Origin of the sequence: Rhizobium terricola (assembly GCF_012927355.1) — a bacterium.
GTDB classification, from domain to species: domain Bacteria; phylum Pseudomonadota; class Alphaproteobacteria; order Rhizobiales; family Rhizobiaceae; genus Allorhizobium; species Allorhizobium terricola.
Genome location: NZ_JABBGK010000001.1, coordinates 324,046 through 348,075, shown reverse-complemented (window position 1 = coordinate 348,075; position 24,030 = coordinate 324,046). Strand labels below are relative to the sequence as shown.

The 24,030-nt window shown below is 63.5% G+C and carries 26 protein-coding genes; 9 read left to right on the top strand and 17 right to left on the bottom strand.

The features are described from left to right. Positions 1 to 45: 45 nt before the first annotated feature. The gene (gene hydA / locus HHL25_RS01575) at positions 46 to 1,503 is read left to right on the top strand and encodes a dihydropyrimidinase (protein ID WP_169586600.1); all 1,458 of its coding nucleotides are present in this window, start codon (positions 46 to 48) and stop codon (positions 1,501 to 1,503) included. A 1-nt stretch (position 1,504) separates the two neighbouring features. Continuing rightward, positions 1,505 to 1,885: a hypothetical protein gene (locus HHL25_RS01570; protein WP_169586598.1), complete on the top strand. Its 381-nt coding sequence runs from the start codon at positions 1,505 to 1,507 to the stop codon at positions 1,883 to 1,885. 2 nt (positions 1,886 to 1,887) lie between these two features. On the opposite strand, the gene HHL25_RS01565 is transcribed toward HHL25_RS01570, so the two are convergent. Next, positions 1,888 to 2,301 carry a cupin domain-containing protein gene (locus HHL25_RS01565; protein ID WP_169586596.1) on the bottom strand — a complete coding sequence of 138 codons (414 nt, stop codon included), beginning with the start codon at positions 2,299 to 2,301 and terminating at the stop codon, positions 1,888 to 1,890. Positions 2,302 to 2,425: 124 nt separating this feature from the next. Between HHL25_RS01565 and HHL25_RS01560 the strand changes: the two genes are divergently transcribed. The 7 genes from HHL25_RS01560 (at position 2,426) to HHL25_RS01530 (ending at position 12,295) form a co-directional block, all read left to right on the top strand. Then, entirely contained in the window at positions 2,426 to 3,214 is a 789-nt protein-coding gene (locus HHL25_RS01560) for an ABC transporter ATP-binding protein (RefSeq protein ID WP_169586594.1), read from the top strand. 390 nt (positions 3,215 to 3,604) lie between these two features. Continuing rightward, positions 3,605 to 4,489 carry an ABC transporter permease gene (locus HHL25_RS01555; RefSeq protein WP_169586592.1) on the top strand — a complete coding sequence of 295 codons (885 nt, stop codon included), beginning with the start codon at positions 3,605 to 3,607 and terminating at the stop codon, positions 4,487 to 4,489. Beyond that, positions 4,486 to 5,352 (top strand): ABC transporter permease, encoded by an 867-nt coding sequence (locus HHL25_RS01550; protein WP_169586590.1) that lies wholly within the window; start codon positions 4,486 to 4,488, stop codon positions 5,350 to 5,352. The genes HHL25_RS01555 and HHL25_RS01550 overlap by 4 nt, the downstream gene beginning before the upstream one ends. Before the next feature lie 19 nt (positions 5,353 to 5,371). Further along, the gene (locus tag HHL25_RS01545) at positions 5,372 to 6,364 is read left to right on the top strand and encodes an ABC transporter substrate-binding protein (protein ID WP_169586588.1); all 993 of its coding nucleotides are present in this window, start codon (positions 5,372 to 5,374) and stop codon (positions 6,362 to 6,364) included. A gap of 326 nt (positions 6,365 to 6,690) precedes the next feature. Further along, on the top strand, positions 6,691 to 7,878 hold the full coding sequence (locus tag HHL25_RS01540; protein ID WP_169586586.1) for an efflux RND transporter periplasmic adaptor subunit: 1,188 nt from the start codon (positions 6,691 to 6,693) through the stop codon (positions 7,876 to 7,878). Positions 7,879 to 7,891: 13 nt separating this feature from the next. Next, positions 7,892 to 11,218, top strand: a complete 3,327-nt coding sequence (locus tag HHL25_RS01535) for an efflux RND transporter permease subunit (RefSeq protein ID WP_169586584.1) — start codon at positions 7,892 to 7,894, stop codon at positions 11,216 to 11,218. A gap of 453 nt (positions 11,219 to 11,671) precedes the next feature. Beyond that, complete coding sequence (locus tag HHL25_RS01530) at positions 11,672 to 12,295, top strand: Crp/Fnr family transcriptional regulator (protein WP_169589516.1); 624 nt, start codon at positions 11,672 to 11,674, stop codon at positions 12,293 to 12,295. Positions 12,296 to 12,334: 39 nt separating this feature from the next. On the opposite strand, the gene ureG is transcribed toward HHL25_RS01530, so the two are convergent. The 16 genes from ureG to urtD form a co-directional block, all read right to left on the bottom strand. Then, positions 12,335 to 12,946, bottom strand: coding sequence for an urease accessory protein UreG (gene ureG, locus HHL25_RS01525; RefSeq protein ID WP_169586582.1), 612 nt, complete (start codon positions 12,944 to 12,946; stop codon positions 12,335 to 12,337). Between the two features lie 42 nt (positions 12,947 to 12,988). After that, positions 12,989 to 13,681, bottom strand: a complete 693-nt coding sequence (locus HHL25_RS01520) for an urease accessory protein UreF (protein ID WP_246701730.1) — start codon at positions 13,679 to 13,681, stop codon at positions 12,989 to 12,991. Continuing rightward, positions 13,665 to 14,150: an urease accessory protein UreE gene (gene ureE, locus HHL25_RS01515; RefSeq protein ID WP_169586580.1), complete on the bottom strand. Its 486-nt coding sequence runs from the start codon at positions 14,148 to 14,150 to the stop codon at positions 13,665 to 13,667. The genes HHL25_RS01520 and ureE overlap by 17 nt, the downstream gene beginning before the upstream one ends. A gap of 65 nt (positions 14,151 to 14,215) precedes the next feature. Next, positions 14,216 to 15,082: a GGDEF domain-containing protein gene (locus tag HHL25_RS01510; protein ID WP_169586578.1), complete on the bottom strand. Its 867-nt coding sequence runs from the start codon at positions 15,080 to 15,082 to the stop codon at positions 14,216 to 14,218. A 412-nt stretch (positions 15,083 to 15,494) separates the two neighbouring features. Next, positions 15,495 to 16,031, bottom strand: coding sequence for a peroxiredoxin (locus HHL25_RS01505; RefSeq protein WP_169589512.1), 537 nt, complete (start codon positions 16,029 to 16,031; stop codon positions 15,495 to 15,497). A 170-nt stretch (positions 16,032 to 16,201) separates the two neighbouring features. After that, complete coding sequence (gene ureC / locus HHL25_RS01500; RefSeq protein WP_169586576.1) at positions 16,202 to 17,914, bottom strand: urease subunit alpha; 1,713 nt, start codon at positions 17,912 to 17,914, stop codon at positions 16,202 to 16,204. A gap of 4 nt (positions 17,915 to 17,918) precedes the next feature. Beyond that, a complete protein-coding gene (locus tag HHL25_RS01495) occupies positions 17,919 to 18,548 on the bottom strand; it encodes a Urease operon accessory protein (protein WP_169586574.1) in 630 nt (209 codons plus the stop codon). A 32-nt stretch (positions 18,549 to 18,580) separates the two neighbouring features. After that, entirely contained in the window at positions 18,581 to 19,006 is a 426-nt protein-coding gene (locus HHL25_RS01490) for a lysozyme inhibitor LprI family protein (protein WP_169586572.1), read from the bottom strand. Positions 19,007 to 19,032: 26 nt separating this feature from the next. Continuing rightward, positions 19,033 to 19,389: a GFA family protein gene (locus tag HHL25_RS01485; protein WP_169586570.1), complete on the bottom strand. Its 357-nt coding sequence runs from the start codon at positions 19,387 to 19,389 to the stop codon at positions 19,033 to 19,035. Beyond that, the gene (locus HHL25_RS01480; protein ID WP_169586568.1) at positions 19,389 to 19,694 is read right to left on the bottom strand and encodes an urease subunit beta; all 306 of its coding nucleotides are present in this window, start codon (positions 19,692 to 19,694) and stop codon (positions 19,389 to 19,391) included. Before HHL25_RS01480 ends, HHL25_RS01485 begins: the two co-directional genes overlap by 1 nt. A 20-nt stretch (positions 19,695 to 19,714) precedes the next feature. After that, positions 19,715 to 19,972: a DUF1272 domain-containing protein gene (locus tag HHL25_RS01475; RefSeq protein ID WP_169586566.1), complete on the bottom strand. Its 258-nt coding sequence runs from the start codon at positions 19,970 to 19,972 to the stop codon at positions 19,715 to 19,717. Between the two features lie 10 nt (positions 19,973 to 19,982). After that, on the bottom strand, positions 19,983 to 20,285 hold the full coding sequence (locus HHL25_RS01470; RefSeq protein WP_169586564.1) for an urease subunit gamma: 303 nt from the start codon (positions 20,283 to 20,285) through the stop codon (positions 19,983 to 19,985). A gap of 25 nt (positions 20,286 to 20,310) precedes the next feature. Continuing rightward, positions 20,311 to 21,126: an urease accessory protein UreD gene (locus HHL25_RS01465; RefSeq protein ID WP_169586562.1), complete on the bottom strand. Its 816-nt coding sequence runs from the start codon at positions 21,124 to 21,126 to the stop codon at positions 20,311 to 20,313. Next, positions 21,069 to 22,223: an alpha/beta hydrolase family esterase gene (locus HHL25_RS01460; protein WP_169586560.1), complete on the bottom strand. Its 1,155-nt coding sequence runs from the start codon at positions 22,221 to 22,223 to the stop codon at positions 21,069 to 21,071. Before HHL25_RS01460 ends, HHL25_RS01465 begins: the two co-directional genes overlap by 58 nt. A gap of 96 nt (positions 22,224 to 22,319) precedes the next feature. Continuing rightward, complete coding sequence (gene urtE, locus HHL25_RS01455) at positions 22,320 to 23,015, bottom strand: urea ABC transporter ATP-binding subunit UrtE (RefSeq protein ID WP_169586558.1); 696 nt, start codon at positions 23,013 to 23,015, stop codon at positions 22,320 to 22,322. A gap of 261 nt (positions 23,016 to 23,276) precedes the next feature. Next, positions 23,277 to 24,029 (bottom strand): urea ABC transporter ATP-binding protein UrtD, encoded by a 753-nt coding sequence (gene urtD / locus HHL25_RS01450; protein WP_169586556.1) that lies wholly within the window; start codon positions 24,027 to 24,029, stop codon positions 23,277 to 23,279. Position 24,030: the final 1 nt, after the last annotated feature.

Here is a 24,030-nt window from a genome sequence, read left to right as displayed (position 1 = left end):
GCCCGGGGAACAGACAAACGTGACCAAAACACGGGGAGAGACCATATGAGCAGCACAGTCATCAAGGGCGGCACCATCGTCACCGCCGATCTCACCTACAAGGCGGACGTCAAGGTCGACGGCGGCGTGATCGTCGAGATCGGGCCTGACCTCAAGGGCGACATGGTCCTCGATGCGACAGGCTGCTATGTCATGCCGGGCGGTATCGACCCGCATGTCCACCTCGAAATGCCGTTCATGGGCACCTATTCCGCCGACGACTTCGAAAGCGGCACGCGCGCCGGCCTTGCCGGCGGTACCACGATGGTGGTCGATTTCTGCCTTCCGGCGCCGGATCAGTCGCTGCTCGACGCGCTGCAGATGTGGCACAACAAGACCAGCCGCGCCAACGCCGACTACTCCTTCCACATGGCCATCACCGGCTGGAACGAACGCATCTTCGACGAGATGAAGGCGATCGTTGAGGACAAGGGCATCAACACCTTCAAGCACTTCATGGCCTACAAGGGTGCCTTGATGGTGAACGACGACGAAATGTTCGCCTCCTTCCAGCGCTGCGCCGAACTCGGCGCGCTGCCGCTCGTCCATGCCGAAAACGGCGACGTCGTCGCCTCGATGACCGCCAAGCTGCTCGCCGAGGGCAATGACGGGCCGGAAGGCCACGCCTATTCGCGCCCGCCGGAAGTCGAGGGCGAGGCGACCAACCGCGCCATCATGCTGGCCGACATGGCCGGCGTTCCGCTCTATGTCGTGCACACCTCCTGCGAACAGGCGCATGAGGCGATCCGCCGCGCCCGCCAGAAGGGCATGCGCGTCTATGGCGAGCCGCTGATCCAGCACCTGACGCTCGATGAGAGCGAATATTTCAACAAGGACTGGGACCACGCCGCCCGCCGCGTCATGTCACCCCCCTTCCGCAACAAGCAGCATCAGGACAGTCTCTGGGCCGGCCTGCAGTCGGGTTCGCTCTCCTGTGTGGCGACCGACCATTGCGCCTTCACCACCGAGCAGAAGCGCTACGGAGTCGGCAACTTCGCAAAAATCCCGAACGGCACCGGCGGCTTGGAAGACCGCATGCCGATGCTGTGGACCTATGGTGTCGCGACTGGCCGCCTGACGATAAACGAGTTCGTCGCCGTCACCTCGACCAACATCGCCAAGATCCTCAACATGTATCCGAAGAAGGGCGCGGTCCTGGTCGGCGCCGACGCCGACCTCGTGGTCTGGGATCCGAAGCGTTCCAAGACCATCTCCGCCAAGAGCCAGCAGTCGGCAATCGACTACAACGTGTTCGAAGGCAAGCAGGTGACCGGCCTGCCGCGCTTCACGCTGTCGCGTGGCAAGGTCGTGATCGAGGAAACCACCGTGAAGACCGAGGAAGGCCACGGCCAGTTCGTCAGCCGAGAGCCGTTCACCGCCGTCAACAAGGCGCTCTCCACCTGGAAGGAACTGGTCGCGCCGCGCAAGGTCGAACGGTCAGGCATTCCGGCGACGGGAGTGTGAGATGGCGCTTGCCGGCCGGGTCATCTTCACGCTTCTGCTCTTCATGGTCGGCAACGCCGCATCGGCCGAAACGCTGCCGATCGACAAGAGCTACGGCAACCTCGATGGCTGTTCCTATGCCAAGACGGGAGAATCGACCGGTTCCGACAACTTCTTCCTGCTGACGCGGGAGGCTGTCACCACCGCAGCCTCCTATTGCGTGTTTGGGCGCATCCAGGAGACCAAAGACAGGTCGTATATGGCCCAGCTGAAATGCGAGGCCGAGGGCGAGGAAAACGCCACGTCTCTCGAAGCGGACATTGTCCTCGGCGCGGAGGGCTATACCATCAGCTTCCCCGACAACCCGGACATGAAATGGGGGCCATTGGCCGAATGCAACTAGGCTCAGACCTCCACCAGCGCATCCAGTTCGGGCAGCAGAACGACGCTCTCCTGCTCGTTCGGATCTGTCCGCGCAATGACCGCCGTGCACGGCGCATTGGAGAGATTGGCCGGCAGATGCGGCACGCCGGCCGGGATGTACATCAGCTCCCCGGCATGCAGCACCACGTGGTTCTCCAGCCGGTCGCCGTACCAGGTATGCGCCGAACCCGACAGCACGTAGATCGCCGTTTCGTGGTTCTCGTGCAGATGGGCCTTGGCCCTTGCGCCAGGCGGCATGGTGAGCAGATGCATGCAGATGCCCTTCGCGCCGACCGTTTCCGCGGCGATGCCGGTGAAGTAGCTCAGCCCCTGCTTCCCGTCATAGGTGTTTTCGGGCCGGACGATCCGGCAAGTGGGTTTTGATGAAGCATCCATTTTCACACGCCTCCGCAACATTCGACATGCCCGCAAAGTCTGGTAGGCCAGCTCCGGCCCGCCATGTAATGATAGCATGCAAGAGGCTTGATGCCTTTGCAAGAAAGCCCATGGGTTCAATCTGATGACCGCTCCTTTCTCCGTCGTCTCCGCCAAGGATCTCTGTCTCACCTTCCAGACGGGAGACGGGCCGGTCCACGCTCTGTCCAACGTCAACCTGGAGGTGAAGAAGGGTGACTTCGTCTCCTTCATCGGCCCCTCCGGCTGCGGCAAGACAACCTTCCTGCGCGTCATCGCCGATCTGGAGAAACACACCGCGGGCGAGATCACCGTCAACGGCATGTCGCCGGAAAACGCCAGGCGGGATCGCTCATACGGTTATGTCTTCCAGGCTGCGGCACTCTATCCCTGGCGCACCATCGAGAAGAACATCGCACTCCCGCTGGAGATCATGGGCTTCTCGAAGGAGGAACAGCGCAAGCGGATCGACCAGACGCTCGAACTCGTCAACCTGACGGGCTTCGGCAAGAAGTTTCCCTGGCAGCTGTCGGGCGGCATGCAGCAGCGCGCCTCTATCGCCCGCGCGCTCGCCTTCGACGCCGACCTGCTCCTCATGGACGAGCCCTTCGGCGCACTGGACGAGATCGTCCGCGACCACCTGAACTCCGAACTCTTGAAGCTCTGGGACCGCACCAACAAGACGATCTGCTTCGTCACCCATTCGATACCGGAAGCCGTTTACCTGTCCACCAAGATCGTCGTGATGAGCCCGCGGCCGGGCCGCGTCACCGACATCATCGAATCGACGCTTCCGAGGGAACGTCCGCTGGAAATTCGCGAGTCCGCGGAATTCCTCGAAATCGCCCACCGCGTCCGCGAGGGCCTGAAGGCGGGGCACAGCTATGAGGAATAGTGCGATCATGCCTCGGCCGCTGCCACTGTCCGTCGCCGTGCACGCCGCAAATGAAATGCCCCTCACCCTGACCCTCTCCCCGCACGCGGGGCGAGGGGACGGCCACGGCGGAGCCACTCGTCCCTTCTCTGCGTCAGAACGGGGAGAAGGTGCCGGCAGGCGGATGAGGGGCAATGGAAACTGTCGCGTCAGTGAGAGGGTTACCCCCCTCTGTCACTTCGTGACATCTCCCCCTCAAGGGGGGAGATCGGGAGCGGACCGTTTCCGTTCGACCATCATCAACCACGCCAGAGGAAAGGCGAGCGTCCTCCGCCTGCCGATCTCCCCCCTTGAGGGGGAGATGCCCGGCAGGGCAGAGAGGGGTGCAAACCTCGAGATGGGAGGCCGCCCATGACCGCCCCTTCCCTCTTCCGGGATCGCGTGCTGCCCGTCCTGACCGTCGTCTTCGCCATCCTCGTCGTCTGGCACGTCTTCGTCGTCTACCTGAACGCGCCCTTCGTGCGCGACCAGGCGGCGCGTGCCAATGAGACGGTATCCTTCGGCCAGCTGGTCGAGCGCACCTTTGCCCAGGAACGGCCGGTTCTGCCGGCGCCCCATCAGGTCATCGCCGAATTGTGGGACACGACCGTCAACAAGGCCATCACATCCAAGCGCAGCCTCGTCTATCACGCCGGCGTCACGCTCTCGGCGACGCTGCTCGGCTTCGCGATCGGCACGGCGCTCGGCATTCTTCTTGCCATCGGCATCGTCCATAACCGGGCCATGGATCGCTCGCTGATGCCCTGGGTGATCGCCAGCCAGACGATCCCGATCCTCGCCATCGCGCCGATGATCATCGTCGTTCTGAATTCGGTCGGTATCTCTGGCATCCTGCCCAAGGCGCTGATCTCGACCTATCTCTCCTTCTTCCCGATCGTCGTCGGCATGGTGAAGGGTCTGAGAAGCCCGGACACCATCCTGCTCGACCTGATGCACACCTATAATGCCAGCCCCGGCCAGACCTTCTGGAAACTGCGCTGGCCGGCCTCGATGCCCTATCTGTTCACCTCGCTGAAGGTGGCGATCGCCATCTCGCTGCTCGGCGCCATCGTCGCCGAACTGCCGACCGGCGCGGTCGCTGGCCTCGGCGCGCGCCTGCTGTCCGGCTCCTATTACGGCCAGACGATCCAGATCTGGGCAGCCCTCTTCATGGCGGCGGCGCTGGCTGCCGTGCTGGTCACGCTGGTCGGGATCGCCCACGTCAAGGTTCTGCAGCGCATGGGGGTCAAACCATGAACGGCTATCTCGTCTTCGCCCTCGTCTTCTGGCTCGCGGCCTGGGCCTTCAACGAGTGGCTGGTGCGCCGCCGTTTTGCCGACCCGACGCTGCGCCGGCTCGCCAACATCGCCGTGCCGCTCATTTTTGGCGTCACGCTTCTGGTGATCTGGGAATGCGTGGTGCACGGCTTCGCCATTCCCTCGATCCTGCTGCCGGCCCCCTCGATGATCTGGGCCAGGCTGACAAGCTCGGTGCCGACGCTGTGGGCCGACTTCCAGCAGACCTTCATGAAGTCGGTGCTGACCGGCTACGTCGCCGGCTGCGGCCTCGGCTTCGTGGTGGCGATCCTCGTCGACCGCTCACCCTTCCTGCAGAAGGGGCTGCTGCCGATCGGCAATTTCGTGTCCGCCCTGCCGATGGTCGGCGTCGCGCCGATCATGGTCATGTGGTTCGGCTTCGACTGGCAGTCCAAGGTCGCCGTCGTCGTCATCATGACCTTCTTCCCCATGCTGGTGAACACCGTGCAGGGCCTGTCTGCTGCAAGCCACATGGAACGCGACCTGATGCGCACCTACGCGGCCTCGTGGTGGCAGACGCTCACCAAGCTGCGCCTGCCGGCCGCCTGGCCGTTCATCTTCAATGCGCTCAAGATCAATTCCACGCTGGCCCTGATCGGCGCCATCGTGGCGGAGTTCTTCGGCACCCCGATCGTCGGCATGGGGTTCCGGATTTCCACGGAAGTGGGGCGAAGCAATGTCGACATGGTCTGGGCCGAGATTGCGGTTGCCGCGGTCGCGGGCTCGGTCTTTTATGGGGTGGTGGCGCTCGCTGAGCGCGCCGTCACCTTCTGGCATCCGTCTGTCCGTGGTGGACAGGCTTAAAAAAGAAAGAGGGAACCAAATGAAACTGAAACTCGCATCCCTGCTCCTCGCCGGCGCCGTGTCGCTGACGGCCATGCAGGCGGCCGCTGCCGAAAAGGTGACGCTGCAGCTGAAATGGGTCACCCAGGCCCAGTTCGCCGGCTACTACGTCGCCAAGGACAAGGGCTTCTACGAGGAAGAAGGCCTTGACGTCGAAATCAAGCCGGGCGGCCCGGATATCGCTCCGCCGCAGGTTCTCGCAGGCGGTGGCGCCGACGTCATCGTCGACTGGATGCCGTCGGCTCTCGCGACCCGCGAAAAGGGCGTTCCGCTGGTCAACATCGCCCAGCCCTTCAAGTCGTCGGGCATGATGCTGACCTGCCTCAAGGAAACCGGCATCACCAAGCCGGAAGACTTCAAGGGCAAGACGCTGGGCGTCTGGTTCTTCGGCAACGAATATCCGTTCCTGTCCTGGATGGCCCACCTGAAGATCCCGACCACCGGCGGCGCCGACGGCGTGACCGTTCTCAAGCAGGGCTTCAACGTCGACCCGCTCCTGCAGAAGCAGGCCGCCTGCATCTCGACCATGACCTACAACGAATACTGGCAGGTCATCGACGCCGGCATCAAGGCCGACGACCTCATCACCTTCCAGTACGAGAAGGAAGGCGTGGCCACCCTCGAGGATGGCCTCTATGTCCTCGAAGACAAGCTCAAGGACCCGGCCTTCAAGGAAAAGATGGTCAAGTTCGTCCGCGCTTCGATGAAGGGCTGGAAGTGGGCCGAGGAAAACCCGGATGACGCCGCCGGCATCGTTCTCGAAAACGACGCATCGGGCGCCCAGACCGAAGTGCACCAGAAGCGCATGATGGGCGAAGTCGCCAAGCTGACCGCCGGTTCCAAGGGCGCGCTCGACGAGGCCGACTACAAGCGCACCGTCGCAACCCTGCTGGGCGGCGGTTCGGACCCGGTCATCACCAAGGAGCCGGAAGGCGCCTACACGCTCGACATCACCAACGAAGCGCTCAAGTAAGAGCCGTTCGTCGGATCAAAAAAGAGACGCCCGGACCTAAACTCCGGGCGTCTTTGCATTTGCAACAAACGGCAACAATTGTTGCAGGAATGACGCATTGCCTTGTGCATCGCAGCAGCTTAAAAGGGCGAAGGTGCTTAAATCGCCCTTGGGACTTGCAAGCGGCGACGGCGATACCAACTAAGTTTCGACCAGACTGGTCGATGGAATTCGTCGTTCGACCCAAAGTGGCTTCTGCGACCTACCGGTATGCAGGAGGCCCTTCCGTCCGGCGACACCTGTTATTATTGTAATTGATATTCTGTCCAGAAGCTCGGAAGGGACACATGGTTCGCGCTACGAACATTACTGCCGCATTGCTCGCATTGTCCGTTTCGATCGTTGCCTTCGCCGCAGCCGCAGAGGATGCGCCGGCGACACCGGAAAAGCCGGCCCTGCCTGCCATTGTGGTGACCGAAGCAACCATGCGCCCCCTGGTGGACAGGATCGTCGCCACCGGCACGATCAAGGCCGTCGAGGAAATCTATGTCCAGCCGCAGGTCGAGGGCCTGTCGATCAGCTCGCTTCAGGCCGATGTCGGCGATCGCATCGGTGCCGAGGCCGTGGTTGCACGCCTGAACGTCGACACCCTGCTTTTGCAGAAGGGCCAGCTCGATGCCACAAAGGCCAAGGCGGAGGCCGGCCTTGCGCAATACAAGGTCCAGCTTGAGGACGCCAAGGCGGGCGCCGGTGAGGCCGATCGCCAGTTCAAGCGGGCCGAAACGCTTGCCAAGAACGGCACGCTGTCGACGGCCTCCGCCGACCAGGCCGAGACCGCAGCGACCAGCGCCAATGCCAAGGTCGAGAGCACCGTGCAGGCAATCGCCATCGCCGAGGCCGACATCAAGGTCGTCGAGAGCCAGCTGGCCGAAATCGACCTGAAACTTGCCCGCACCGACGTGAAGAGCCCGGTCGCCGGAGTGGTCGCCGCCCGCAACGCCAAGGTCGGCGCAATTGCCACCGGCGCGGGCGAGCCGATGTTCACCGTCATCCGCGACGGCGAGCTCGAACTCGTCGCCGATGTGTCCGAGACGGACATTCTCAAGATGCGAAATGGCCAGAAGGCCCGGATCACGGTTGCCGGCGGCGCAGCTCCGCTCACCGGCTCCGTCCGCCTCATTTCCCCGGTGATCGATCCACAGACGCGCCTCGGCGCCGTGCATATCGCGATCGACGATGACGAAGGTGCGCGCGTCGGCATGTATGCCAATGCCGAGATCATCGTGACCGAGACCGAAGGCGTCGCCTTGCCCCTGTCGGCGATCACGACCGACAAGCACGGCACGACGACGCGTCTGGTCGAAGGCAACGTCGTGAAGCAGGTCGCCATCGAGACCGGCATCCAGGACGGCGCCTTCATCGAGGTGAAGAGCGGCCTGAAGTCCGGCGATGTCGTAGTCGCCAAGGCCGGTGCCTTCGTGCGCGACGGCGACCGGATCAACCCGGTCCGCGACGAGACGGCAGCGTCGAACTGAGGGGGATGACGTCATGAATTTCTCCGCCTGGTCCATCCGCAATCCGGTTGCCCCGATCCTGGCCTTCTTCCTCCTGATGGTGGTCGGCCTGCAGTCTTTCTTCGCGCTGCCGATCACCCGTTTCCCCAACATCGACGTGCCGCTGGTCGCCATCACCGTCAGCCAGAGCGGCGCATCGCCTTCCGAGCTCGAGACCCAGGTCACCAAGGAGATCGAGGACGCGGTCGCCAGCATCACCGGCGTGGACGAACTCTCCTCGACCGTGACCGACGGCCAGTCGCAAACGGTCGTGATGTTCCGCATGGAGGTTTCGACCGACGAGGCGGTCCAGGACGTCAAGGACGCGATCGACCGCATCCGCGGCGACCTTCCTGCCTCCGTCGAGGAGCCGATCGTCTCGAAGATCGACGTCGAGGGGGCCGCCATCCAGACCTTCGCGGTCACCGCCCCCAACATGAACATCGAGGAGCTTTCCTGGTTCGTCGACGACACGATCAAGCGCGCCCTTCAGGGCCAGGCCGGCATCGGCCGCATCGACCGTTACGGCGGCGCCGAGCGCGAGATCCGTGTCGAACTCGACACCAACCGCCTCGATGCCTACGGCATCACCGCCGCCGACCTGAACCGTCAGCTGCGCGGCACCAACCTCGACCTCGGTTCGGGCCGCGGCCAGGTGGCCGGCGCCGAACAGGCGATCCGCACGCTCGGCGATGCCCGCGACGTCGAGAGCCTCGCCAACACCACCATCGCGCTTCCGGGCAACCGCTTCGTCAAGCTTGGCGACCTCGGCACCGTCAAGGATACCTACGAGGAGCAGAAGTCCTTCTCGCGCTACGACGGCGAACCGGTCGTCACCTTCGCCGTCTATCGCGCCAAGGGTGCGAGCGAAGTGACCGTCGCGGAAACCGTCGCCCACAGCCTGGACCAGGTGCGCGCCGAGAACCCCCACGTGTCGATCAAGCTGATCAACGATGCCGTCTACTTCACCTATGGCAACTACGAAGCGGCGATGCACACGCTGCTCGAAGGCGCCATCCTCGCGGTCATCGTGGTCTTCCTGTTCCTGCGCAACTGGCGCGCCACGCTGATCTCCGCCATCGCCCTTCCGCTTTCCGCGATCCCGACCTTCTGGATCATGGATATGATGGGCTTCTCGCTGAACCTCGTCAGTTTCCTGGCGCTGACGCTGGCGACCGGCATTCTGGTCGATGACGCGATCGTCGAGATCGAGAACATCGCCCGCCACATCAAGATGGGCAAGTCGCCCTACCGCGCGGCGATCGAGGCAGCCGATGAAATCGGTCTCGCCGTTATCGCGACGACCTTCACCATCATCGCGGTTTTCGTGCCGGTCTCCTTCATGCCGGGCATTCCGGGCCAGTACTTCATCCAGTTCGGCCTGACGGTTGCCTTCTCGGTCTTCTTCTCGCTGATGGTCGCACGCTTCATCACACCGCTGATGGCCGCCTACCTGATGCGTGCCGAAGACGGCATGGACGACCATCACGACAACGACAGCGCCTTCATGAAGGGCTACACGCGCCTGGTGCGCACCACGACCACCCACTGGGCGGCCCGCTACGCCACGCTCGTCGGCGCCTTCGTCTTCCTGGCGGCTTCCCTCGCCCTGCTGTCGCAGGTTCCAGGCAGCTTCCTGCCGCCGGAAGACGCCGGCCGCATCACGCTGTCGATCGAGCTTCCGCCGAATGCGACGCTCGATGAGACCGAACGCAAGACCGACGCCATCTACGCCGCCGTCAAGGATCTCGACGGCGTCGAGAGCGTCTTCGTGCTCGGCGGGGCCTCGCCCAAGGGCGACATGGAGCTTCGCCGCGCGAGCGTGACCCTCAACCTCGTCAACATCGAGCATTCGCTGCTGAAGACCGTGGTCAACAAGGGCATCGGTGGCGTGCCGCTCATCGGCCAGTTCCTGCCCAAGCTGCCGGTCGAGGGTCGTACCCGCCCGCAATGGGAGATCGAGCAGGAAGTCTTCGCCAAGCTCAAGCCGATCGCCGACATCCGCGTGCTCAAGCTCAACGACCGCGGCGAGCGCGACCTGTCGTTCAACTTCCTCTCCAAGAACGAGGACGACCTGAACGAGGCGGCCGCCATCCTGGAAGCCAAGCTGCGGACCGTGCCGACGCTCGCGAACGTCAGCGCAGACGGCGCCCTGCCCCGTCCCGAACTGCAGATCCGTCCGCGCAAGGACGAGGCTGCCCGGCTCGGCATCACCCCGCAGCAGATCGCCGAAACCGTGCGTGTCGCCACCATCGGCGATGTCGACGCGGCGCTCACCAAGATCTCGCTCGACAACCGGCAGATCCCGATCCGCGTCCAGGCCTCGCTCGACCTGCGTAGCGACCTTGCGGCGATCCGCGCCCTGAAGATCCAGACAGCCTCCGGTGCGACGGTTCCGCTGTCGAGCGTCGCCGACATCGACTATTCGGAAGGTGTTTCCTCGATCAGCCGCAACAACCGCAATCGCGTCGTGTCGATCGGCGCCGACCTCCCGCAGGGAGTGGCGCTCGACACAGCATCCGCAGACTTCCGCGCGGCGGTGGATGCGGCCAAGATACCGGCCTCTGTCAAGCTGGTGGAAAGCGGCGACACCAAGGTGCAGAAGGAAATGCAGCAAAGCTTCGTCAATGCGATGCTGCTTGGCCTGATGCTGGTGCTGACCGTGCTGATCCTGCTCTTCAAGGACGTGATCCAGCCCTTCACCATCTTGCTGTCTCTCCCGCTCGCCATCGGCGGCGTCGCGGTGGCCCTCTTGATCACCAACAACCCGCTCTCCATGCCCGTGCTGATCGGTATCCTGATGCTGATGGGCATCGTGACGAAGAACGCCATCCTGCTTGTCGACTTCGCGATCGAGATGCGCCACCAGGGCATGGCGCGGGTCGAAGCCATGGTCGAGGCCGGGCGCAAGCGCGCCCGCCCGATCATCATGACCTCGATCGCCATGTCGGCCGGTATGCTGCCCTCGGCGCTCGGGGTCGGCGAAGGCGGATCCTTCCGCGCGCCGATGGCGATCGCCGTGATCGGCGGCATCATCGTCTCGACGGTGCTCAGCCTGCTGGTCGTGCCGGCCTTCTTCCTGATCATGGACGACCTGTCGCGCCTGCTCGGCTGGCTCTTCAGTCGCATGGTCGGCAAGAAGGAAAAGGAACAGCTGGCCCTGTCGCCCGAATTGCTCACCGAGATCGCCCAGCACAACAAGGACACGATCTCGACGCTCGAGGAACGCCTGGCCGCCGTGGAGAAGCGCCTGCCCGACCAGCAGCGCAAGACCGGCGAAGGTGGCAAGGTCATCCCGCTGCCGCCGCTCGCGGCGGAATGAGCGGATCGTTCATCCATGTAAAGCCGGGCGCTCTGCCCGGCTTTTTCTTTGCCTGCAACGATATTTCCCCCAAAAAATCATGATCTGCGCAAAGTGATTGATCGAAATCAATTCACCTCACTTCGCCCTTGCCTATCCTTTACTCGCTGAGGAACGAGTGACGTGTGAGGGCTGTTTCTTGGTCAGGGAGCGAGACGGGAAGACGGCAGCGTAGTCCCACCTTTCAGGCCACGGAGCACCGGGGTTGGGTGACGGGTCGAATGTCATGCAATCGGGATGACCGATGGCGGGATATTGGTTCCGGAGGCTGCCTTGCCGGGCCACACATAACCGATCTTCGAAGAGACTGGCCACCGCGCTCCATCCGGAACGCAATCCGGAGCCGTGAAAACCGTGAACAAGATTTTGAAATTGAACACACGCGACAAGAACACCCTGCTCAAGACGCCCTTCATGGCTTCTCTCGGTGCGACAGCGCTTTCTCGCATGCTCGAGATCGCCACCGTGATGAACTATGAGGCGCGCGATCTCCTGTTCCGCGAGGGCGAGGGCGCAGAGTATTTCTACTGTGTCCTCAGCGGCTATGTTCGCCTTTTCCGGCTGAACAAGGACGGCCGTGAAGCCGACATCCGCATCTGTGGCCCCGGCGACACCTTCGCCGAATGCCTGCTCTCCATGGGCGACCACTATCTCTACAATTCGCAGGCCGCCGAGAACGTGACCGTCGCGCGGTTCGAACTCGCCAAGGTGCGAGCGCTTGCCGAACAGGAAAAGGACGTGGCGAAGGCCGTGATCCAGTGCCTGTCGAGCCACCTGCGCAACACCATGGACTGCATCGCCAACGACCGCCTGCAGACGGCGCCCCAGCGCGTCGCGCACTATCTCCTGGACAACTGCCCGCAGGACGGCAGCTCCGCCTCGATCCGCCTGCCCTTCCAGAAGAGCCTTCTGGCCGGCAAGCTGGGTCTGGCACCCGAGGCGCTTTCCCGCGCCTTCTCCTCGCTCCGCCGCGCCGGCGTGACGGTGCGTGGCCGCATCATCCAGATCGCCGACATCAGCGCGCTGAAACAGATCTGACCACGATCCGTTTACTGAAACTTGTCGACGGGCGGGCTCTCAGAGCCCGCCCGTTTCCTTGAGGAATCGGACAACCTCGTCGACCCCCTCGCCGCGCTTCATGTCGGAAAAGACGAAGGGCCGCGAGGCGCGCATGCGATCCGCATCGCCGTTCATCACGTCGAGATCGACGCCGACATAAGGCGCCAGGTCCTTCTTGTTGATGACGAGCAGATCCGAGCGCGTGATGCCCGGGCCGCCCTTACGCGGGATTTCCTCTCCCTGACAGACTGAGATCACGTAGATCGTCACGTCGGCGAGATCCGGCGAGAAGGTCGCCGCCAGATTGTCGCCCCCCGATTCGATGAAGACCACGTCGAGGTCGGGAATGCGGGCGTTGAGATCAGCGATCGCCTGAAGGTTGATCGAGGCATCCTCGCGGATCGCCGTGTGTGGACAGCCACCGGTTTCGACGCCGACCACGCGGTCGGACGAGAGCGCCTGCATGCGGATCAGTGCATCGGCATCTTCGCGCGTATAGATATCGTTGGTGACGACCGCGACCGAATAGTCGTCGCGCATCGCCTTGCAGAGCTTCTCCGTCAGCGCCGTCTTGCCCGAACCGACCGGCCCGCCGATACCGACCCGCAAGGGACCATTCAAGGATTTCATGCCGCTTTTCCTGTCTTCGTCTTAAGGGTTGGAGGCGGCTCGTCAGGACTGGAAGAGCCGCGAATACTGGGTCTCGTGCCGCATCGACAGCATGTCGGCGATCACCGTCGCGGAACCGAGGTCGTCGAGCGTCAATCCGGCAACCGCCTCCGACTGGCGCAGGATCAGCGGCTCCAGCCCGGCCAGCACTGCCACGCCCTGCCGCTGCCCGATCAGGCCGAGACGGATCGCCGCCGAGACGAGCTGCGCGCACTGCGCGTGCAGATAGGCCGCGAGCGTGTCGCAGACTGTCACGCCATGCGCGGCCGCGACCGCGCCGACGGCGACGCTGTAGGCGGTGCCGCCGGAAAAGACGTCGAGAACCGCATGCGGCCAGGCCGAAGCAGCCGCGAGGAATGCGTCGCCCTGCCGGACCGACTCGCTGTAGCGTTCCGCCGAACCGGCAAGCGCCGCAGCGAGTTCGGCCACGCCCAGGAGCCGCTCAGGATCGTCGAAGACCCGATGGGCCTCGCCAAGCAGGATGGCATCATTGCGCAGGGATCCGGAAGACAGAAGCGTCGAGAGCCAGGGCGCAAGCGCGTTCCCGTCGGCCAGGTGACCACCCTCGACCGCCGCCTCCAGCCCGCCGGAATAGACGAAGCCGCCGACAGGGAAGGCTGGCGAAAGCCAGGTCATCAGGCGGAGCAGGCTCTGCTGCCCGCCCGCCGTCGCGCTTGCCTCAGGCATGATCATCATGGCCGCCATGCGCGTGGCCGCCGTGGCCGTGCCCGCCATGACCGTGATAGGCGCCCCGCAGGGGCTGGAAGGGTTCGATCACCTCGGTAACCGTCGCACCAAGCCCGACAAGCATGTCGCGGATGACATGATCGCGCAGGATCAGAATGCGATCCGCCTCGAACTGTGCCGCCAGATGCCGATTGCCGAGATGCCAGGCGAGTTCGACGAGATGCCGTGCGTCGCGGGGCGTAACGGCGAAGAGGCGCTCTTCCGCCGCCCTGATCTCGACGGCGTTCCCATCGTCAAGCAGGAGGAGGTCGCCGTCGGCGAAAAGCACCGGCTCCTTGAGGTCGAGCATCACCATGTCGCCGTCTTCGAGATGCAGCAACTTGCGCCTGAGATGGCGCGCATCATGGGCAAGCGTGACAGAACCGACGACGGTTTCATCCGACGTTCCGGCGGCGAGATAGGACGTAGCGCGGCGCATGGCTTTTCCGAACTGGTTACTTTTCAACCATGCAAAAATATGAGGCAGCCGGCAAGGCGGAAGTTTCAACCGACAAGCGGCGCAGGTTCATCCCCGAGCCCGAGCGGCCGGGTTGCAGGCGGGATGTCTCCCCCCGGCGCGAAGCGCAAAACGGCCTCCTCACCCTCATGCACAACCCGGTTACGGCCATTTGCCTTCGCGCAGTAGAGCGCGCGATCCGCCGCGGAATAGACGCTTTCCGGACGACGTCCGGCCTCGAACTCGGCCATGCCGGCCGACACCGTCGTGCTGATCGCCGTGTTTTCGCAGACGACGGCGCGCGCTTCGATCAGCCCCCGCGCACGCTCGACCAGCCCCATACGCTGCCCGATGCCGCCGCCGCGGATGATGACGCCGAATTCCTCGCCCCCGAGGCGGGCCATCAGATGCTGCTCGCCAAAAACCTCCCGAAGGATGTCGGCCACCGCCTTGATCACCTCGTCGCCGGCGCAATGGCCGTGACCGTCATTGATGGACTTGAAACGGTCGAGGTCGAGGATTGCCAGCGACGACCCCGGGCCCGTCTCGGCGAGAGCGGCATTGAAGGCACGTCGGTTGAGCAGGCCAGACAGCATGTCGGTGCGGCTGAGGCGCTCGAACTCGGCGCGCGAAACGGTCAGTTCGTGGATCACATGGCCGGTGACGATCGCCAGCGCCCCCGATACCGCCCCGCCAAACAGCCACGAGAAAGCAACCGAAAGCTTTATGGCATCTGCAACCTCAAGCGGCATGATGCCCAAAGCATAGCAGATGGGAAGAACGGCAATATTGAACAAGAACGCGAGAATAACGGCGCGAAACGCCATTTTCAACGCAAATCCATAGACGGCCTCCCGACTATCGAAATTGCCGAGATCGACCTGAAGCGACATCCATCGTCTAAGTGCTTCCATCGCGCCGCTCCCCTTTATTGCAGCACTGACCGGAATAGGAGGCTTTTATTGGCCAATTCCTAATTCGATGACTAAAATCCGAGTTATTACGAAAATAGATTTACATTGATCCACAGGAAATCCCTCATAACTTTAGATTGCACTAAATTCAATATTCGCCTGAACGAAAAAACGCCTGTTTCCAGCGTTTATTGCGAGAAAAGCGCGGGTTTCTTTAGAAAATCCGCAAGCGCCTTCTTCGTCTGCCGCAGCTTCGGCTCGAAATGGAACACCCGGTCGGCTCCGGAAAAACGTCCGCAGCGCGTTAACTTTTTCCAACCCTCCATGTGCGATTCCTAAAGTAAAGCCGTTAACGACAAAGGGCCCGGCGTTTGCCGGGCCCTCTTCTTGTTCCGAACCGTCGGAAAGACCGTCAGGCGGCCTTCTTTTCCTTCAGCTTTTCCATGATGTTCTGCGGCGATGATACACCGTAGGGATCGCTCTCGCAGTTGTCGGAATAACCTTCTTCCTCGAACCACTGCTCGACGACGCCGTCATTGATGATCGCGGCATAACGCCACGAACGCATGCCGAAACCGAGGTTGTCCTTGGCGACCAGCATGCCCATCTTGCGGGTGAACTCGCCGGAACCGTCCGGGATCACCTTGACGTTCTGCAGGTTCTGGCCCTTGGCCCAGGCGTTCATGACGAAGGCGTCGTTGACCGACATGCAGTAGATCTCGTCGATGCCCTCGGCCTGGAATTCCGGATACATCTTCTCGAAGTCCGGCAGCTGGTAGGTCGAGCAGGTCGGGGTGAATGCGCCCGGCAGCGAGAAGAGGATGACGCGCTTGCCCTTGAAGTAGTCGTCGGAGGTCATGTCCTGCCAACGGAAGGGGTTCGGACCTCCGACGGATTCGTCGCGAACGCGCGTGCGGAAGGTCACGTCAGGTACTTTTCTGCCGATCAGCATGGAAATCTCCTTGGAATGAAAAAACGTGCCGCTCCTTTCGCAACAGGACCGGCTTTCTAAGAATTAGAACTAACCCAAAACGGAGTGCAGTGCAGCATTAAACCGCCGCGAAGCGGCCGCATAGCTGCATTGCGCTACGCGCATGACCGGCGAAGACTTTCGCCCGATCAGAAGAGGAAGTAGCGCTGCGCCATTGGCAGAACCTTGGCCGGCTCGCAGGTGAGCAGTTCGCCGTCGGCGCGCACCTCATAGGTCTCCGGATCGACCTCCACATGCGGCGTCAGATCGTTGAGGATCATCGACTTCTTGGAAATCCCGCCGCGGGTGTTCTTCACCGCCACCAGCTGCTTGGCGACACCGAGCCGGCTTGCGAGACCGGCGTCGAGCGAGGCCTGGGACACGAAGGTAACGGAGGAATTGGTGCGGGCCTTGCCGAAGGCGCCGAACATCGGTCGGTAGTGCACCGGCTGCGGCGTCGGGATCGAGGCGTTCGGATCGCCCATCGGCGCCGCCGCGATCATGCCGCCGAGCAACACCATGTCCGGCTTCACCCCAAAGAAGGCCGGGTTCCAAATGACGAGATCCGCACGCTTGCCGACCTCGACCGAGCCGATCTCGTGGCTGAGCCCGTGGGCGATCGCCGGGTTGATCGTGTATTTGGCGATGTAGCGGCGAACGCGGAAATTGTCGTTGTCACCGGTTTCCTGGGCAAGGCGCCCGCGCTGGCGCTTCATCTTGTCGGCGGTCTGCCAGGTGCGGATCGCCACCTCGCCGACGCGGCCCATGGCCTGGCTGTCCGACGAGATGATCGAAAAGGCGCCGATATCGTGGAGGATATCTTCGGCCGCGATCGTCTCCTTGCGGATGCGGCTTTCGGCAAACGCGATGTCCTCCGGGATCGACGAGGACAGATGATGGCAGACCATCAGCATGTCGAGATGCTCGGCGATCGTGTTGACCGTGTAGGGCCGCGTCGGATTGGTCGACGACGGGATCACGTTCATCTGACCGCAGATCTTGATGATGTCGGGCGCATGACCGCCGCCGGCCCCTTCCGTGTGGAAAGCATGGATGGTGCGCCCCTTGATGGCACCGATCGAATCCTCGACGAAACCCGACTCGTTCAGCGTGTCGGTATGGATCATCACCTGAACGTCATACTGGTCGGCCACCGTGAGGCAGCAGTCGATGGCGCCGGGCGTCGTGCCCCAGTCCTCGTGCAGCTTCAGCGAGGTGGCGCCGGCCAGCACCATTTCCTCGAGCGCGCCGGGCAGCGAGGCATTGCCCTTGCCCGCAAAGGCAAGGTTCATCGGAAAGGCGTCCGCCGCCTCGATCATGCGGGCAAGGTGCCAGGGACCGGGCGTGCAGGTGGTGGCCAGCGTCCCGTGTGCGGGCCCCGTGCCGCCGCCGAGCATGGTGGTGAGGCCGCTCATCAGCGCTTCTTCGATCTGCTGCGGGCAGATGAAGTGGATGTGGCTGTCCATGCCGCCGGCGGTGACGATCTTGCCCTCCCCGGCGATCGCCTCGGTGCCCGGACCGACGATGATGTCGACGCCCGGTTGGGTATCGGGATTGCCGGCCTTGCCGATCGCCACGATCCGCCCGTCCTTCAGGCCGATATCGGCCTTGACGATCCCCCAGTGGTCGAGGATCAGCGCATTGGTGATGACCGTATCGACGGCCCCGTCGGCGCGGCGCACCTGGCTCTGCCCCATGCCGTCGCGGATGACCTTGCCGCCGCCGAACTTCACCTCATCGCCATAGGTCGTGTAGTCCTTCTCGACCTCGATGAAGAGCTCGGTGTCAGCGAGCCTGACCTTGTCGCCGGTGGTCGGTCCGAACATCGAGGCATAGGCCTTGCGGGACATCTTGTAGGGCATGGTTTCAGACTCCTTGGGAGGGGGAGGACGAGGGATCGGACGACAGACGCGACAGCCGGCCGGCGGCGACGAAGTCATCGATGAGGCGTTTTTCGGCGGAGAACGGATGCCCAGCCCACCCCTGATGGGTGAAGCCGGCGACGACGACCTCGTCGTCCGACCGCGCCTCGCTGGACAGCACATGGACCACCACGATCAGGCCGCTGCTCGGCACGACATAGGGCTCGGGACGATAGGCTGCCAGGGCCTCGTCCACCCCCTCGTGCACGGACCGCGCGATCACGCGATGGCGCTTGGCCCGGCTGGCGGCGAAGGCGGCGAAGTCCTCGGTGCGGTCATCGCAGAAATCGTCGAGTTCGGGATGCGACAGGGCGAGCCGCGGGCGCAGGTCAAGAAACTTCTCCGGGTCGCGCACCGACCAGATTTCCCGGCAGGCCGCCACCGCCGACCCGTTCAGCCAATCCTCGGAACCGAGCATGGCCTGGGCCGGACGGCCGGTATTGCACACCGCCACCACGTCGGTGCGGCGTCCGGCGGAAGGGAAATTGCGCACCGCGTTGAAACGGATGACGAGGTCGGACTGGTCGATCCTGTCGCCAGCCCCTTCCTCCACCGGTCCGTTTCCCACGATCATGATGCGTCGTCCCATCCGCTCTGGTGCCTTCCTCAGAAACCTTCGGCGAGCGATTTCAGCTCTTCCGTGCGCTTGCGCGTCAGCTCCGCCATGCAGGACGAGTAGATCGTCGGCGCCATGGTCCCGCCCTGCACCGATGCTTCCTCGGTGTCGCACTGGCCGTCACGATAGTCGATCCAAGCGCGCTGCGACTTCAAGAGCGAGGCTTCCGCCGAGGCAATCATGCCGAGCGACTTCAGGCTCTCGTCCCATTCCTTGACGATCGGCTTCAGCGCGGCCCATTGCGCATTGAGCGCCTTGTCCGCCTCCTTGTAGTCGCGGTCGGAGCAGACATTCATGTCGTACTGCGTCATCGGGTTCTTGCAGTCGACATCGGGCTCATCCTCGGCGAAGGCCGGCGGCACGGCGACAAGGGTAAGAAAGGCGATGGCGGCAATGGACGTGGCGGGCAGGCGCATGGCTGTTGGTTCCTGTATGAGATTCGTTAAAGGGCCGCGCCGTCGAACGCCTCGGAGGGCAGCGAACGTGCGTCCACCCCGTCGAGGCAATTGACATTGACGGCGACCATCTGGCGCCCGTCCGGCGTCGCGCCGTAGGAAAAGCCCTGCATACCGCAGGTCTTGCAGAACTGGTGATGGATCAGGTGCTTGTTGAACTGGTATTCGGTGAGGTTCTCGCTGCCGGAATTCAGCGTGAAGGCTTCCCGGGCCGCAAACGCCAGCACGGAGCCAAGCCGGCGGCAGCGCGAGCAATTGCAGGTCGCCGTATGCGAGAGGTCGAGGTCGACGTCGAAGTCGACTGCGCCGCACTGGCAGCTGCCGTGATAATGCTGGACGGCCATCAGAGCGCCCCCATCACCTGTTGGCGGAAACCGTAGACCGCGCGCTTGCCCGAAAGCGGGATCAGCGTCACCTGCCGCGTCTGTCCCGGCTCGAACCGCACTGCCGTTCCTGCCGGAATGTCGAGACGCATGCCGCGAACCTTTTCCCGGTCGAAGGAAAGCCCGGCATTGGCCTCGAAGAAATGGTAGTGGCTGCCGACCTGCACCGGCCGATCGCCGGTATTCGACACCTCGATCGTCACGGTCGGTTGACCGGCATTGAGTTCGATGTCGCCGCTTGCGGCAATGATTTCACCCGGGATCATGGACAGTCCCTCTCCGTTGTTCAGGCGGCCTTGACCGGCTTGCAGCCCTCGGCCTTGAGGACGCGTTTGTCAGACGCAGGATTGTTTACGAGTCGCGCAGCCGGCCGGATCGGTCGGCGCACCAGTTCGCCACCACAATTGGGGCAGACGCCGCCAAGCACGGCGCTCGCGCAGTCACTGCAGAACGTGCATTCGAAACTGCAGATCAGCGCATCCCGGCTCTCGGGCGGCAGGTCGCGGTCGCAGCACTCGCAATTCGGTCGAAGCTCCAGCGCCATGAAAGCACCCTCAGCGGATCGGTTCGTGAACGGTCACCAGCTTGGTTCCGTCCGGGAAGGTCGCTTCGACCTGCACGTCATGGATCATCTCGGCGATGCCCTCCATGACCTGGCCGCGGGTAACCACATGGGCACCCGCCTCCATGAGCTCGGCGACCGGGCGGCCGTCACGGGCGCCCTCGACGACGAAGTCGGTGATCAAGGCGATCGCTTCCGGATAGTTGAGCTTGACACCCCGCTCCAGCCGCCGGCGCGCGACCATGGCCGCCATGGCGATCAGCAGTTTGTCTTTTTCCCTCGGGCTCAGGTTCATGACCGCTCCACGTTCTTGATCACTGTCATAGATTCCAGACTTTCGGCACTGACGCACCGCCACGCAAGATGGAAATCACCGGGATCAGGGATTTTCTCAAGATGAACCCATCTTCGGCCGATAGCCGCACCACAAGCTTGTCCTTCCAGTGGCTTGCACCACCCCATGGGCCGAGCACCCCGCGCACCTTCGGCAGCAGGGCCTCACAGCTTGGCCCCGTATAGAGGACCGTGGCGAAGGCCACCTTGCCGCCGAGCACCGGGGCCTCTTGCGTCAGCGTGGCGATGTCGCCCCGCATCATCAACTCTTCCGCATGGATCAGCCGGCCCGCCCGACGGATGCGCCAGCGGTCGCGTACCATGCCCTGCGCCATCGCCTCGCCCATTGCCTTGCGGCCGAGCAGGATCGCCTCCACAGCGACAAATTCGGCGGTCTCGTCGAGATCGACCTCGAGCCGGCGCGTCAGCGAGGCGTTATCGAAAAGGATGCTCTCCTGCGGCAACCAGTGAAGCCGGGCGCCCGCCGCCACATCGATCGACGTCACCACCTCGGCCGTACCGGCCGAAGCCTTGTAAATCTTTTCGCAGGCCTGCGTCGTCGCCGTGACGAAGGTGTCGGGTCCTGCGGAAAACGACCAGTCCATCCGGTCGCCTCCCGTGAGCCCGCCGGCGGTATTGATGATCACCGCCTCCATCTCGGAAGTGAAGGTCTCCGGAAGACGGATCTTCGCCGCGCCTTCCTGATAGAGCTCGGCGATCCGGGTCCGGCCGCCGAACGGCTTCGTCACAAGCCTTCCGACGCCCCGGGCGCGCTGAGGTCTGATGTCACTTGCTGGCTGCACTTGATCCCCTGACCGCCTTTTTTCGTCTTGGCGGTTGTCTTGTCGTCGGCGCAGGCAGCCGTGGTCGCCGTTCCGGCCATCAGCTCGCCTCCCGCAGTGCGGAAAAACTCCCACATTCTTCCCGTCGCATCAACCTCCCGGATTGTGTCGTCCCCACTGGCGGCGGCAAGCCGGAAGCGGATGGCCTGCGACGGCCAGTCGTGATCGGCATCGGCAATCACATGCGACATCACGCTCGTCCCGCCCCGGCAGCCGGGATAGGTCGTGACGGTCACCGTGTCGCCCTTGTCGGTGAGCGCCCGCTCCTCGCAGCCGTTAAGCTCCGCCCAGCGCTTGACCGCCACCTCGCCGCCATACTGCCAGTAGGGCTTTCCGCCACCGGCAAACGGGTTGACGTGATCCTTGAGGCCGGAAAACGCGATGATCGAGATCGGACGCGCCGGGTTGCAGCTTTCCTTGCGCGGGCGCCACACACCGTCCTCCTGCTCGGGATAGCCGGCGCGCAGGCCCATGACGAAACCGGCGGCGGCAAAGTCGCCATGCCCGTCGCAGACATATTGCGACAGCATGCGTCCGCCGCCCGAATAGCCCGACGCATAGATGCGGGCGGGGTCGACGCAGAACGTCTCCTTCGCCGCAGCCACCGCGTCGCGGATGAACTTGCCCTCGTCGAGACGTCCCTCGCGGCTGACCCCGGGCAGCGGGTTGACGCCCGGCACGTTCCACGCATGGGTTCCGGGCAACGCACCGTCGAGGCTGCCTTCCAGCGCCATCACGATGAATCCTTCCTGCTCCGCAACCTGATCCCAATGGCTGCGGTTAAGCTGGCCGCGAGGATGGCTGTTGGAACCGTGGAAGTCGAAGACCAGCGGAACCTTGCGGCCGCCGGTATAGCCCGACGGGATGTAGTAGACCGCACTGCGCTCCTCGCCCTCGGAGCGGATCACCATGTCGTGCCGGCCGGGGTCCATCGGCATGCCGCAGCCCGTGGCTGCCGCTGCATCACCGGTCGTGGCCCCGAAGAAAAGATAGCCCGTCGCGAGAAGACCAACGAGGTCGCGCGCCCGCAACCGGTTTCGAACCGTGCTGGATGTCATGGCTGTGCCTTCTGTTAGCAGATGCGCGTTGATACCACGCGTCCCCTCAGCTTCAAGCATAGATCACTAATAAATCATCAACCATGTGAGACAAGATCAGACCGTCAGATGCCGCCGCGCCTCGGGCGTGTCGAGCGTTTCCGCCCTGCCTTCATGGACGATCTCGCCGCGATCCATGATGTAGACTTGGTCGGCAAGCTCGCGGCAGAAATCGAGATACTGCTCGACCAGCAGGATCGCCATGCCGGTAGAATCGCGCAGATATTTGATCGCCCGGCCGATATCCTTGATGATCGACGGCTGGATGCCCTCCGTCGGTTCGTCGAGCACGAGGATCTTCGGCCGCGTCACCATGGCCCGGCCGATCGCCAGCTGCTGCTGCTGACCACCCGAGAGATCGCCGCCGCGTCGCCCCAGCATGCTTTCCAGAACCGGAAACAGGCTGAAGATCTCGTCGGGAATGAAACGGTCCTTGCGCGGCAGCGGCGCATAACCGGTCTCGAGGTTTTCCCGGACGGTCAGAAGCGGGAAGATTTCCCGCCCCTGCGGCACATAGCCGAGGCCGAGCTTGGCCCGGTTGAACGGCGCCATCCCGTCAAGCGTCGTGCCCGAAAAAGCGATCGTGCCGGAGGAAACGCCGTGCTGGCCGGTGACGGCCCGTAGCAGCGACGACTTGCCGACCCCGTTTCGACCGAGCACACAGGTGATCTTGCCCATCTCGGCCTTGATCGAGACCCCGCGCAGGGCCTGGGCGGCGCCGTAGTGAAGGTTGATGTTGTCGACTGTCAGCATGATGCGTGTTCCCCGAAATGTTTACGGGGTACGACACCCCCCTCTGCCCTGCCGGGCATCTTCCCCTCAAGGGGGGAGATCGGCGCGGAGCCGGCCTCTCGCCTGCAAACTATCCTCGCGGGACGATACCGCCCGTACCCCCCGAACCTTCGCTTGGATATTGGGCCGGCGGATTGCCAAGATCCGATCTCCCCCCTTGAGGGGAAGATGCCCGGCAGGGCAGAGGGGGGTATGCGCGCCGCAGCGTCCGACATCATCTGATCACCGCCCCAGATAGTTCTCGATCACCTTGGGATCGGCCGAGACGAAATCGATCGAGCCCTCGGCCAGTACCGAGCCTTCGGCGAGACACGTGACCTTGACCCCGAGATCGCGGATGAAGCCCATGTCGTGTTCGACGACGACCACCGAACGGGTCCGGGCGATTTCCTTGAGCAGGATCGCCGTCTCCGCCGTCTCCGCGTCGGTCATGCCGGCCACCGGCTCGTCGACCAGAAGCAGCTTGGGTTCCTGCGCGAGCAGCATGCCGATCTCCAGCCATTGCTTCTGGCCATGGCTGAGATTGGCGGCGAGGTCCTGGGCGCGAGCGGTCAGCCGCACCGTCTCGAGGATCTCCTCGATGCGCGCCTTGTCTTCCGCCGAAAGGCGATAGAACAACGTGCCGAACACGCCGCGGTCACGGTTGAGTGCGAGTTCGAGATTGTCCCAGACGGTATGGCTCTCGAACACGGTCGGCTTCTGGAACTTGCGGCCGATGCCGAGCTGGGCGATCTCGGCCTCGTCCCTCTTCGTCAGGTCGACGTCACCGTTGAAGAAAACCTCGCCTTCGTCAGGCCGGGTCTTGCCCGTAATGATGTCCATCATCGTCGTCTTTCCGGCACCGTTCGGGCCGATGATCGCGCGAAGCTCGCCCGGCTCGACGACGAAGGACAGCGAGTTCAGCGCCTTGAAGCCGTCGAAGGAGACGGACACGCCGTCGAGATAGAGGATGCTCGTGGGCTTCTTGTCGTTCATG